We start from the raw sequence: 13084 nt of genomic DNA, 5'->3' as shown, positions 1-13084 counted from the left end.
ACCAATAAAAGTTAAATAACTTTAATTGATAGTGCTTTTTGTACCGCAGGACGTGCCGTCAAGCGAACAATATATTCTTGCACATAAGGATAATCCTCTAGCTGAATACCTTGCCATTCATAGCGCAAGATCCAAGGTAAAATTGCCATATCAGCAATCGAGTATTCACCTGCAACAAACTTCTGACCAATAAGCTGCTTATTCAGCACACCATATAAGCGCTTAGTTTCATTTACATAGCGGTCTATCGCGTATGGAATTTTTTCTGGTGCAAAGCGGTTAAAATGATGATTCTGCCCAAGCATAGGCCCTAGCCCACCCATTTGCCACATGAGCCATTGTTCAACTTCAACTCGCTCTTGCTCATCAGTTGGATAAAATAATTCAGTTTTTCGACCTAGATATTGCAGGATCGCACCTGATTCAAATATTGAAATTGGCTCACCACGAGGTCCATCTTGGTCAACAATTGCCGGAATTTTATTATTTGGAGAAATTCTCAGAAAGTCTGGTTGAAATTGATCATTTTCTAAAATATTGATGGGGTAAAGAGTATAATCCAGTCCCATTTCTTCTAAGGCAATTGTGATTTTATGTCCATTGGGAGTTCCCCAATAATAGAGATCAATCATTCTATTTCCTATTCATCGTTATCATGACTGCATCTTGCGTTATAGCATGTTTTAAGAGAAACGATGAGGTTTCCAACACTAAAAAATACATAAAATTCAAGAATTGAATTTCTTTTAAAAGATATAGCAATTGTCTTAAATAAAACTGAACAGAGAAAATTAAATCATCTTTTTTATTATGATAAGGATATAAAAAAGCACTGCTTTTGCAGTGCTTTTTTTGAGTATTACTTTTTCTTTTTAGGTCCAAGTAACATACCCATTTGACGGCCTTCCATTTTAGGTGCTTGTTCCACAACCCCAAACTCAGCGACATCTGCTTCAATTTTTTGTAATTGAGCTAAGCCAAGTTGTTGGTGAGCCATTTCACGACCACGGAAACGTAAAGTGATTTTCACTTTGTTTCCTTCTTCAAGGAATTTCAAAATAGCACGAAGCTTAACTTGATAATCACCAACATCAGTTGCAGGGCGCAGTTTGATTTCCTTCACTTGCACTTGATGCTGTTTTTTCTTCGCATCTTTTTGCTTCTGCTTAAGGTCAAACAAGTGCTTGTTGTAATCCATAATTTTACAAACAGGCGGCTCGGCGTTTGCAACGATCTCAACTAGGTCAAGATCTGCCTCTTCAGCAGCGCGCAGTGCTTCATTTAATGAAACAATTCCTTTTTGCTCACCGTCAGCACCAACGAGGCGTACTTCTTTTGCACGGATCTCGTCGTTAATTGCTGGACGGTTGCTTTTTGCACCTTGTTGTTGGTTACGGTCAGGCTGTTTAATCTTTCTTACTCCACAATATACCGGCCACGTTCGGCGACGGCAGACTTCACTAAGTCAATGAATGCATCTACTGACATAGTACCTAAATTTTTTCCTGAGCGGGTACGCACATTCACTGTACCTTCTTCAACTTCTCGATCACCAAGAACTAATAGGTAAGGAATACGCTCTAGAGTACGCTCACGAATCTTAAATCCGATTTTTTCATTTCTCAAGTCAGAAATAGCACGAAGGCCATTTTCTTTGAGTTTTGCTACGACTTTCTCACAAGCTTCAGCTTGTGAGTCGGTAATATTCATGACACATGCTTGTAACGGCGACAACCAAGGTGGCATGAAACCAGCGTAGTGTTCAATTAGTATACCAATAAAACGCTCAAAACTGCCAAGAATTGCACGATGCAACATCACAGGCTGATCACGATCATTGTCTTCAGTCACATAAGACGCATCTAAACGTTCTGGTAAGTTGAAGTCACACTGAATAGTACCACACTGCCATACACGACCGAGACAGTCTTTCAATGAGAATTCAATTTTCGGACCATAGAACGCGCCTTCACCAGGTTGCAATTCCCATTCCAGACCCGCTGCATCTAAAGCATCTGCTAAAGATTTTTCAGCCATATCCCAAAGCGCATCATCACCCACACGTTTTTCTGGACGTGTAGAAAGTTTCATTTGCACTTCTTCAAAGCCAAAATCTTTATAAACTTCTAAAGTCAGCTTAATAAAGTCAGCAACTTCTTGACCGATCTGTTCTTTAGTACAGAAGATGTGTGCGTCATCTTGTGTAAAGCCACGTACACGCATAATGCCGTGTAAAGAACCTGATGGTTCGTTACGATGACAAGAACCAAACTCTGCTAAACGAATCGGTAGATCACGGTAAGACTTCAAACCTTGGTTGAAAACTTGCACGTGACATGGGCAGTTCATTGGCTTAACGGCATAATTACGATTTTCAGAATGAGTCGTAAACATGTTGTCAGCGTAGTTCGCCGCATGACCTGATTTTTCCCACAATGTAAAGTCTACAATTTGTGGTGTTTTAATCTCAAGGTAACCGTTGTCTTGCTGAACTTTACGCATGTATTGTTCAAGAACTTGGTAAATCGTCCAACCGTTTGGATGCCAGAACACCATACCTGGTGCTTCTTCTTGCATATGGAACAAGTCTAAAGCTTTACCAATTTTACGATGGTCGCGCTTTTCAGCTTCTTCAATACGTTTGATGTATGCAGCAAGCTGTTTCTTATCAGCCCATGCTGTACCATAAATACGTTGAAGCTGTTCATTCTTCGCATCACCGCGCCAGTATGCACCAGAGATTTTAGTGAGCTTGAATGATTTTAAGAATTTGGTATTCGGTACGTGTGGACCACGACACATATCCAAATAATCTTGATGGTAGTACAAGCCCATTTGTGTTTCTTCAGGCATGTCTGCAATCAAGCGTAATTTATATTCTTCGCCACGCGCAGTAAATTCAGCAATAACTTCATCACGTGGTGTCATTTTTTTAACGACATCGTAATCTTGATCAATGAGCTTTTTCATACGCTCTTCGATAGCTGCCATATCATCCAAGGTAAAAGGACGTGGCATCCAGATGTCGTAGTAAAAACCTTCTTCAATGACTGGACCAATCACCATCTTGGCTTCTGGGAAAAGCTGTTTAACAGCATGTCCTACAAGGTGTGCACAAGAGTGGCGAATAATTTCAAGACCTTCCTCATCTTTTGGAGTGATAATTTGTAAGGTCGAATCTTCGGTAATTAAGTCACATGCATCAACTAAGCGATCATTTACACGGCCAGCAACAGTATTTTTTGCTAGACCAGGCCCAATACTTTGGGCAACTTCCATAACAGATACAGCGTGATCAAAACTCTTTTGATCGCCATTTGGCAATGTGATAATTGGCATAAAAAAATCCTTAAGGAGTGATGCCCTATACGAAGGAGCATTTCACCGCGAGATTATGATCGAGGCGAACCTCAAAATATAAAAACGGTGTAAATCAAAGTTAAAAAAACCTGAAAGATTTTACACTTGTTCAAGCAATGTGAAAACCTTTGGGTCCATAAAATCATAAATACATTTTGTTTATCGCGTAAACAGCAATAAATGACTTAAAAAATATATTGAGATGATTTTTAAACATGTTTAACACAAGTGGTTTAAGATGAAGAAAATAGCATTTCTGCTCATTTTTTGACTGGAGGGTATCGTCCTTTAAGACTAAAGCATAAATGCTTTGATTAATATTAAATCATATTTTCAAAGAATGAATTAAAAATAGAACACGGAGTTGTTTCACATGGTTAGTGCTTATGATGAGTTACCACGCACACCCGCAAACTTTGTTGCGTTATCACCTCTACGCTACCTAGAGCGTGCGGCTTATATTTACCCGAATCAAGCTTCGATTATTCATGGTAAACGCCAAATTTCATGGAAAGAAACTTATCAGCGCTGCTGTCAATTTGCATCTCAGCTCAAGCAACTGGGAATTGAGAAAAATGATACGGTATCTGTCTTATTGCCAAATATTCCAGCCATGATTGAAGCGCATTTTGCAGTTCCTATGGCTGGTGCGGTACTTAATACTCTCAATACACGTTTAGATGCAAAAACAATCGCTTTCATGTTGGAACATGCTGAAAGTAAAGTACTGTTGGTTGACCCTGAATTTGTGAATTTGGCAAGAGAGGCCCTCTCACTTATTCCGAATCAACACATTATTGTGATTGATGTAGCTGATACAGAATATGAAGGCGAAAATCAGTTTTTAGGTTCTTTTGAATATGAAGAGTGGATCGCTCAAGGCGATATTAACTTCTCTTGGCATTTACCAGAAGACGAATGGGATGCGATTAGCTTAAATTACACATCTGGCACTACAGGTAATCCCAAAGGCGTGGTCTATCATCATCGCGGGGCTTATCTTAACGCTGCAAGCAATATCTTGGCTTGTGGAATGAAACCGCGTGCTGTGTATTTATGGACACTCCCCCTCTTTCATTGTAATGGCTGGTGTTTTGCATGGAGCATAGCAGCAAGTGGTGGAACCAATATTTGTTTACGCAAAGTTGATCCAGAATTAGTCATGCAATTGATTGCAACCCATAAAGTTGATTATTTCTGTGGTGCGCCTATTGTTCTTTCAATGATTCTTAACTTACCTAAAGAAAAACAAACGAACTTTGATCACCATGTTGAAGTCATGGTTGCCGGGGCAGCTCCACCTGTTGCCATTATTGAAGGGATGCGAAACATGGGGATTAACGTAAACCATGTATATGGCTTAACAGAAACTTATGGACCTTCTGCACTATGCGCTTCTCAATCTGGATGGAATGAGCTATCAATTGCTGAGCAAGCCCAACTTCATTCCCGTCAAGGCGTACCCTACCCATTACAAGACAGCATGCGTGTATTAGATCCCGAGACTATGAAACCTGTACCTAATGATGGTCAAACCATGGGAGAAATCATGTTCCGTGGCAATATTGTCATGAAAGGCTATTTAAAGAATCCTAAAGCGACTCAAGAAGCCTTTGCTGGAGGTTGGTTTCACACGGGCGATCTAGCTGTTTGTCACCCAGATGGTTATGCAAAAATTACTGATCGTTCGAAAGACATTATTATTTCAGGTGGAGAAAACATTTCATCTTTAGAAGTAGAAGATGTGTTGTATAAACACCCTGCTGTATTAACCGCTGCGGTAGTCGCTAAACCCGATGCACGTTGGCAAGAAGTACCATGCGCGTTTATTGAATTAAAGATGGGTACTACAGCAACACCTGAAGAAATTATTGCACACTGCCAAAAAGAATTAGCGCGCTTTAAAGTGCCTAAAGATGTGGTTATTACGGAAATTCCAAAAACATCGACAGGCAAATTACAGAAATTCATTTTGCGTGAATGGGCAAAAGAAAGAGCTGCAAATGTATAAATAAAAAAGCGACGCCTTGAGCGTCGCTTTTTATGGAAGAGCATTAGCCTTGGTCAGACAATAAAGCAATTTGCTGCACATAGTTAACAAATTTACCTTTTGATGCTTCAAGCTCTGCTTCACTCACTTGCTGACTCTTATCACGGTTGATTCTCAACACATGCTGACGCAAGGTGTGACGTTCCGAAGCATTATAAATTTTACTAAATTCATTAATTGCAGGGTCGCCTTGTTCGATCATACGATCAACCCAACGCATCAATTGAGCCTGCTTTTTTGCGCCTTGCTGCGGAGTTAGATAAGACAAAATAACGGTCTCATCTTCATTACGCAATAATTTACCAATACGTTGAAACTGGCGACGACGAGCTTCAAAAGAACTAATGTTCTGTACTTCCATTAACGCATCAATTAAACGTTCATCAACTGGGAGTTTTTGAATCTGTTTAACAGAAAGTTGTGCTAATTGCTCACCTAAAGCAGCCATACGTTGAACTGCTTTTTTCTGTTCTGTTTTACTTGCACGTCCTTCTAAAGAGCCAAAATCTTCTTCAGTATAACGTTGGGGACGACGTGCCACGATTAATCTGCCTCATAAAATTTTGCGGCGAATAACGCCTGTACTTCATTTAATGCCTGCTCTTCGTCGGTACCATCAATGACCAATCGCAAAGTGGTCCCTTTACCTGCACCTAACATCAGCAAAGACATAATATTTTTTGCATCTACTAAATGATCGCCTTTTCCAATTTGGATCGACGAACGAAATTTTGTAGTGACCTCTATCAGTTTTCCTGATGCACGAGCATGTAAACCGAGTTTATTAATTACATCAACAGTTGTGTCTATCATGACCAGTGCTTCATTTCTCTGTGTAAGACCTGAACAGACCATTCTGCCTCAAGTGCTTGTTTTAGTCTATCTACGATATAAACGGAACGATGTTGACCACCAGTACAACCAATAGAAATCGTCATATAGTGACGATGTCCTTCAGCAAATGCTGGAAGCCATTTTTTTAAGAAGTGAAGAATATCATCAAACATTTCGTTTGCTTGCGGACTTGCTTCTAAAAATAGTCTTACTGGCTCATCCAAACCAGAAAAACGTCTCAATTCTAAATCCCAATGCGGATTTGGTAAATGCCGTACATCAAAAACATAATCAGCATCTAAAGGAATGCCATGTTTATATCCAAATGACTGCAATATCACGATGAGCTTATCTGACTGCCCCAATTTAGACAGTAAAATATGCTTTAGATCATGAACACTTTTATCTGTTGTATCAATATGAACCGTAGCGCGGAACTGAATTGGGAGCAGTAACTGCTTTTCTTCATGAATACATTGCAACAGACTTTTAAAACGATTAGCCAATGGATGCGGACGACGCGATGCACTAAAACGTGCAATCAAATCCTGATCTTGCGTAGTCAGATAAATCACATCAACTGTGCCATGTTTTTGTAGTTGCTCAAAAACATGATCGAACTCTTGCATATCTGCACGAGTGCTTCGAACATCCACACCTAATGCCAACTGCTCTAGATTATTTTCATGATCTAGCTTTGCCACAATTTCGGGCAGCAATGCCAAAGGCAAATTATCAATACAGTAATAGCCCAAATCTTCTAACACTTGGAGCGCCGAAGATTTTCCTGAACCAGACTGTCCTGTCACGATAAGTATACGCTTCATGGCATGGCTGTCCTTTGATCTGTTTATTGGGGTGTAAAGGCAACTTCTAAATTATCAATCAAACGAGTTGCACCCAATTTTGCCGCGACGAACAACACAATATCACGATCAAACTGAGTAGCAGGTAACAGATTTGACTGACGAGCTTCGACATAATCCACAACAAACCCATTATCTGTCAACTGAGTTTTGATATCTTCTAAAACTTGTTGTAGATCTTTGCCTTGATGTAAATGCTGCTCAGCTTGCTTTAAACTCTGATAAATAACCGGAGCGACCTGACGTTGCTCAGGACTTAAATAACCATTTCTTGAACTAAGAGCCAAGCCATCTGCTGCACGAACAATTGGCACACCAATTACTTCGAGCGGGATATTTAAGTCTTGTACAAACTGACGAATCACTGCTAACTGCTGATAATCTTTTTGACCAAAGAAAGCATAGTTAGGTTGCACAATATTAAAGAGTTTGGTTACTACCAAAGCTACGCCATCAAAATGCCCAGGACGTGAACTACCACATAAAGCATCAGTAATTTGGCTAACACTTATATTGGTTAAACGTGGCTGAGTACCGTACATTTGCTCAACTGATGGTGCAAAAATAATGTCACAACCGACATCGGCTAATAGACGACTATCTTGTTCTAAAGTACGAGGATAGTTATCAAAATCTTCACCCGGTCCAAATTGAGTTGGATTTACGAAGATACTAACAACCACAACATCACATAACTTTTTCGCTTCACGAACAAGTGTGAGATGTCCTTCATGTAGATTTCCCATTGTTGGGACAAAACCAATAATTTTACGCGCAGCTCTAGCAGGATTTAAAGAAGCTGCAAGACCTTGTATGGTGGTTTCTGTTTTCATGAATTACAGCTCAACGTGGAAAGTATGTTCTTTGGCTGGAAATGACTGATCCTGCACGGCAGCATGAAAAGCTTTAAAAGCGTCTAGGATTGCTGTTTCTCCAGATTGTTCTTTCATAAAGTTACGGACAAAACGCGCAACTCGACCAAAAGTTAAACCAAGCATGTCCTGTACTACAAGTACCTGACCATCAGTCGCATTACCCGCACCAATACCAATCACAGGTGTATTTGGAAATAGTTCAGCAATTTCTTGTCCCAACTGAGCAGGAACACATTCAAGCAATAGAACTGCTGCGCCAGCTTCAACCACTGCCGTACAGTCAGCAATAAGTTGATCAGCTGCTTCACGTGTTTTAGCTTGTAATTTGTAACCGCCAAATACGTGTACAGATTGAGGAGTTAAACCTAAATGTACGCACACAGGTACACCATTACGAGTTAACACTTGTACAGTTTCACTTAGCCAAGCGCCGCCTTCGATTTTGATCATCTGGGCACCAGCTTGCATAACTGTTCTTGCGTTTTGCAAAGCATCATTTAAGGTGGCATAACTCATAAATGGTAAGTCAGTCATAATCAAAGCATGCTGGTTACCGCGACGCACAGCCGCTGTATGATAAGCCATGTCCTCAACAGTTACAGGTAAAGTTGAGTCACGACCTTGAATTGCCATTCCAAGAGAATCACCAATTAAGATTGTATCAATTTCAGCAAGTTCCATTGCTTTTGCCATACTCGCATCGTAACAAGTTAGACAAGAGAACTTACGTCCTTCGGCTTTAAATTTTCTTAAGTCACTTAGACTAATCATGATGGTATCCTCTACAGGAGTTTGCAGAACGTAATAAGTCAGGCTCTAAGCCCAAGACTCATCAGCAAGTACAGTCAGCGTGGGCTGCTGTATGAGTTCTAAATTTTTAAGTGGCTGATCATTAATATGTAAATCAGCGTCTAAATCTAATAAAGGAATTACAACGAAATCTCGCTCTAGAATTCCAATGTGTGGCACAGTTAAGCGCTCATTTTGAATTTTTTTATCACCATATATAAGCAAATCCAGATCTAATGTACGCTCCCCCCAACGACGAAGGCGTACACGACCAGCCTCTTGCTCAAATCGCTGTAACTGGTCTAACAAATCTAAAGGCGTGAGATCCGTATTTAGCTCTGCAACTGCATTTAAATAATTTGGTTGATCTTGAGGGCCCATAGGCGGACTTTGATAAAGTTTAGAAACTTTCACTTCACCTAAAGTTTTAAGCTTAGTAATGGCTTCAGATAAGATTTGGCGTGAATCGCCTAAATTACTTCCTAAACCAATATAGGTCTTCGTTGTCATTGCGTTGGCCCAAAAATAACTTGGCTTAAATCGCGTTGTACTCGCTTACGCTTCAAAATCGGATGGTCGCCCATCACCCCAGCTTCTGAAGCAGTGGCTTTTTCAACGAAACGACCCATCGATTGTTCTTGTCGAGCACGTTCTTTTTTCCCACGACGGCTGCGTGGTTCAGGAATATCAACCAAAGGTTCGATTTCCATCTCAACTTTATTGTTTTCAACAGGTTCAGCAACAGCTTTACGACGGTTTCTAGCCTTCTGACGATTGTACTGGCTAATTGCTGCTTCTTTTTCGTCATTCGACATTTCTTGGTAGGCTTCCCACCAGCTTCCCATTCCTTGCGTAGTGTCATCACCTGACTTTTCACGAAGTAACAAGAAGTCAAAACCAGCTCGGAAACGCGCGTGTCCAGCCAATGCTTCAATTTGCTGTGGTTTCGGATTAAGCAAACGGGTCTGCATTTCCCAAACTTCACGAATAAAAGTTTCTGCAAAACGAGGAATCACTGTGCGGGTTGCTTGACGTTTTAAGACATCTAAACCAGCTTGTGCACGAGCTTCAGCTGGTACCACACCTTTAGATAAATAAAATTCACAACGCTCTAAAAATGGTTGCCACAATAAGACTGCATAGAAAAAAGCAGGGTTAATTGTTTTACCAACCTGAATACGTTGATCTGTATTCTTTGCTGCTCTTAAAATAAATGGAGTGAGGTTAGGCTGAATATCGGCAAAGAGTTGTTTCCAAACACCAAATTCAATCAACATTGGCAAAACACGCGCCAAATGTCCCATTGTAAAGAGCTTCTGAGATTCATCATATAAACGATGCGGAGAAACATCACGCAATAGTTGCGTCATCTCTGCATCAAATATATTGAGAATATCTGAGTCAATTTTGAAATTTAACTTGGCTGCAAAACGTAGAGTTCGCAGCATACGCACTGGGTCTTCTTCGAAGCGCTGTGCCGGATCGCCCAATAAACGTAGAGTTTTATTTTTTACATCATCAATTGCTTTGCAGAAATCAAGCACAATACTCTTACGCGGTTGGTAATATAGCGTATTGATTGAAAAGTCACGGCGAGCAAAGTCTTGTTCGATGGTTCCCCAGTTATTGTCACGTAAAATCATGCCTGAAGCACTGGTGACTGCTTTTTTTGGAGGAGCACGGAAGGTTGCAACTTCAATAAGCTCACGCCCTGAATAGACATGTGCTAATTCAAATCGACGGCCAATGATTCGACAACGTCGACCAAAAACTTCTTTAATCTGGGAAGGTGTTGCATTAGTGACTGCATCGAAATCTTTAGGATTAAGCCCTAGCATTAAATCACGGACACCACCCCCAACAATATAAGCTTCATAGCCAGCTTTAGTCAGGCTATCGATCACATCTAAAATCGAAGAAGGAAGTTGGGCTGTGGACAAACCACATTTTGACGCTCGCAAGGTTTGCAAAAGACGCTGTCTCCTACGTCAGGACGTAAATAACAAGTTGTCGCTAATCATAGCTCTAACGCACACAAAGGGCAATTTGATTCTCTGTAGTTTGCGCATGAAATGATAATTGACAGAAAGATGATTTATAAAGCCAACCGTGTTTTATTCTTTTCAAAAATGGCTGGACCAATACCCTTTACGTTTTTAAATTCATCAATATTTTTAAAGCCGCCATTCTTTTGACGGTATTCTACAATCGCCTGAGCCTTTTTCTCACCAATACCTTTTAGCTTTTGGAGCTCATCAATATTGGCTTGATTCAAATGAATTTGTCCTGATGAATCAGTCATAACTGAGCTTTTTGGACTATTAGAATGAGAGGCGTGTTGCATGCTCAACTTCTGATCATACATCTGCTGTTTAACCTTCCACTCCTTAAAATTTTGATCAAAAGATTGAGCCTGAACTAGCGTTGATGAGATCAGGCTCCAAAATAAAATAATGAAAATATTGTGCTTATTTTTCCAAAGATTCATGCTGAATTGCATGTGTTTTTTCCCCTAACTTTAACTGCCGCTTTGCCTGATTCCACAATTCATCCATTTCAGACAGTGTCATGTCTTCTAATGTTCTTTGCTGTTTTTTCGCTTGATCTTCAATAAAAGCAAAACGGCTTCTAAATTTATGTATTGTTGATAAAAGTGATGCTTCACTTGATATCGCAAGTTTACGTCCAACATTGACTAATGAAAACAGGCAATCTCCAAATTCGTCTTGAATTTCATCAATATTTTGATTTTTTAGGGCCTGCTTAAACTCATCCAACTCTTCTTCTAGTTTTTCATACGCATCTTCTACCGTTTCGAAATCAAACCCAACCTTAGCTACATTTGTTTGAATTTCTTGCGCCTGTAACAATGCTGGCCCATGCTTTATTTCATCTAATCTTGATTGCGGCTTGCCTTGTTTTTCTTGCTGTTTAATTTGTTTCCAAAGCTTACTTACTTGCTCTGGCGTTAAATTATTAAATTGATCTGCCTGAAAAACATGTGGATGGCGGCGTATTAACTTTTCACTTATTGCCTCAACAACATCTTGAAAGTTAAAAGCGCCTTGCTCACTAAACATTTGTGATTGAAACACAACCTGTAATAACAAATCGCCTAGTTCATTTCTAATTTCATTAATATCGCCATGGCGGATGGCCGCCTCGACTTCATATGCTTCTTCAATCGCATATTTAGTCAGTGACATTGGGGTTTGTTGTTGATCCCACGGACATTTTTCACGTAACTCTTGCATGATTTTAAGCAATTTATCCATGGTAACCCTCAAGTTTAAAAAGTCGGTCAGTCAAACTAAGATTTTAATTTGTTATGATCAAAATCAAAGCGATTAAATCAGTCGCACTATTGTACTGACAAAGAGAAAAAAGATGAGATACAGTATTCTGATTAGTGGTGCCGCTCAAGGTATTGGGGCTGAAATTGCACGCGTATTCTACAAACAAGGATATAAAGTAGGCATTTACGATATTAATGAATCGCTTGCTCAGGAACTAGCAAATGACTTAGGCCCCAATGCCCGTGCCGGCTATCTAGATGTAAGTGATTACAGCCAGTGGCAACACATATTAAAAGAATTTACCGAATGGGCTGGTGAACTTAATATCTTGGTAAATAATGCAGGTATTTTATATTCTGGTGCTTTTGAAACGACTGATATTAAAGCTCACCAAAGAACAATAAATATTAATGTAAACGGCGTAATCAATGGCTGTCACGCTGCTCTCCCTTACTTAAAGCAAGCTTCTTTTGCACGCGTCATTAATCTGTCATCAGCTTCTGCAATTTATGGGCAAGCTGATTTGATTTCTTATTCGGCTAGTAAATTTGCAGTTCGTGGAATTACTGAAGGTTTAGATGTGGAATGGAAAAAATATGGTATTCGCGTTTTAGATGTGATGCCGCTATTTGTACAAACTGCAATGGTTAACAATATGGATACAGGCACCATTCAGAATATGGGGATAGATTTAACCCCAAATGATATTGCTCAGCAGGTGCTTACGCTTGTAGAGAAAAAGGCTCATTTCTGGACGCCTACCCATACTCCAGTGGGTATAAAAACCAAACTGCTTTATCAGCTCTCAACTTTAAGCCCTCAGTTTGTAAATCGACTAACCAACATCTATTTATCTAGAAAATAATTTGCAATAAAAAGGCTCTCATTTGACAGCCTTTTTACCAAAACAATTTTATATATATTTATAATACAACAATCGAGAAACACTTTTTTAAGTTACTCTAAATCAAAAGGCTTCAATAAAATACATATCATCACTTATTAATTAAAAAA

General features: G+C 39.7%; 14 protein-coding genes. 2 read left to right on the top strand and 12 right to left on the bottom strand.

The genetic code is table 11. The features are described 5' to 3' along the window. Positions 1 to 11: 11 nt before the first annotated feature. From HJG58_RS01520 to thrS, 3 genes are all read right to left on the bottom strand, one after another. Complete coding sequence (locus HJG58_RS01520) at positions 12 to 632, bottom strand: glutathione S-transferase N-terminal domain-containing protein (RefSeq protein ID WP_170247680.1); 621 nt, start codon at positions 630 to 632, stop codon at positions 12 to 14. Between the two features lie 227 nt (positions 633 to 859). Beyond that, positions 860 to 1411 (bottom strand): translation initiation factor IF-3, encoded by a 552-nt coding sequence (gene infC / locus HJG58_RS01515; RefSeq protein ID WP_075383312.1) that lies wholly within the window; start codon positions 1409 to 1411, stop codon positions 860 to 862. 5 nt (positions 1412 to 1416) lie between these two features. Continuing rightward, positions 1417 to 3339, bottom strand: a complete 1923-nt coding sequence (thrS, locus tag HJG58_RS01510) for a threonine--tRNA ligase (protein ID WP_002117224.1) — start codon at positions 3337 to 3339, stop codon at positions 1417 to 1419. 394 nt (positions 3340 to 3733) lie between these two features. Here thrS and HJG58_RS01505 point away from each other — a divergent pair, with 394 nt between their 5' ends. Then, positions 3734 to 5371, top strand: a complete 1638-nt coding sequence (locus tag HJG58_RS01505; protein WP_170247679.1) for an acyl-CoA synthetase — start codon at positions 3734 to 3736, stop codon at positions 5369 to 5371. A 43-nt stretch (positions 5372 to 5414) separates the two neighbouring features. Here the strand turns inward: HJG58_RS01505 and yjgA are convergent, their stop codons facing one another. The 9 genes from yjgA to mazG form a co-directional block, all read right to left on the bottom strand. Beyond that, positions 5415 to 5951, bottom strand: coding sequence for a ribosome biogenesis factor YjgA (yjgA, locus tag HJG58_RS01500; protein ID WP_002117241.1), 537 nt, complete (start codon positions 5949 to 5951; stop codon positions 5415 to 5417). A 2-nt stretch (positions 5952 to 5953) separates the two neighbouring features. After that, complete coding sequence (locus HJG58_RS01495; protein ID WP_000567533.1) at positions 5954 to 6223, bottom strand: HPr family phosphocarrier protein; 270 nt, start codon at positions 6221 to 6223, stop codon at positions 5954 to 5956. Then, entirely contained in the window at positions 6220 to 7071 is an 852-nt protein-coding gene (gene rapZ / locus HJG58_RS01490) for an RNase adapter RapZ (protein ID WP_002117179.1), read from the bottom strand. Before rapZ ends, HJG58_RS01495 begins: the two co-directional genes overlap by 4 nt. A gap of 23 nt (positions 7072 to 7094) precedes the next feature. Then, entirely contained in the window at positions 7095 to 7943 is an 849-nt protein-coding gene (gene panC / locus HJG58_RS01485) for a pantoate--beta-alanine ligase (protein WP_170247678.1), read from the bottom strand. Positions 7944 to 7946: 3 nt separating this feature from the next. Then, complete coding sequence (gene panB, locus HJG58_RS01480) at positions 7947 to 8756, bottom strand: 3-methyl-2-oxobutanoate hydroxymethyltransferase (RefSeq protein WP_002117298.1); 810 nt, start codon at positions 8754 to 8756, stop codon at positions 7947 to 7949. A gap of 45 nt (positions 8757 to 8801) precedes the next feature. Beyond that, a complete protein-coding gene (gene folK, locus HJG58_RS01475) occupies positions 8802 to 9284 on the bottom strand; it encodes a 2-amino-4-hydroxy-6-hydroxymethyldihydropteridine diphosphokinase (RefSeq protein ID WP_086264972.1) in 483 nt (160 codons plus the stop codon). Continuing rightward, on the bottom strand, positions 9281 to 10744 hold the full coding sequence (gene pcnB / locus HJG58_RS01470; protein ID WP_086264971.1) for a polynucleotide adenylyltransferase PcnB: 1464 nt from the start codon (positions 10742 to 10744) through the stop codon (positions 9281 to 9283). Before pcnB ends, folK begins: the two co-directional genes overlap by 4 nt. 125 nt (positions 10745 to 10869) lie before the next feature. Then, the gene (locus HJG58_RS01465) at positions 10870 to 11274 is read right to left on the bottom strand and encodes a ComEA family DNA-binding protein (RefSeq protein ID WP_170247677.1); all 405 of its coding nucleotides are present in this window, start codon (positions 11272 to 11274) and stop codon (positions 10870 to 10872) included. Continuing rightward, entirely contained in the window at positions 11243 to 12049 is an 807-nt protein-coding gene (gene mazG, locus HJG58_RS01460; RefSeq protein WP_170247676.1) for a nucleoside triphosphate pyrophosphohydrolase, read from the bottom strand. Before mazG ends, HJG58_RS01465 begins: the two co-directional genes overlap by 32 nt. Positions 12050 to 12161: 112 nt before the next feature. On the opposite strand from mazG, the gene HJG58_RS01455 reads away from it, so the two are divergent. Next, positions 12162 to 12935, top strand: a complete 774-nt coding sequence (locus HJG58_RS01455; protein ID WP_170247675.1) for an SDR family oxidoreductase — start codon at positions 12162 to 12164, stop codon at positions 12933 to 12935. Positions 12936 to 13084 lie beyond the last annotated feature (149 nt).

Origin of the sequence: Acinetobacter geminorum (assembly GCF_013009345.1) — a bacterium.
Taxonomy (GTDB): domain Bacteria; phylum Pseudomonadota; class Gammaproteobacteria; order Pseudomonadales; family Moraxellaceae; genus Acinetobacter; species Acinetobacter geminorum.
This window is presented reverse-complemented; position numbering and strand designations above follow the sequence as displayed.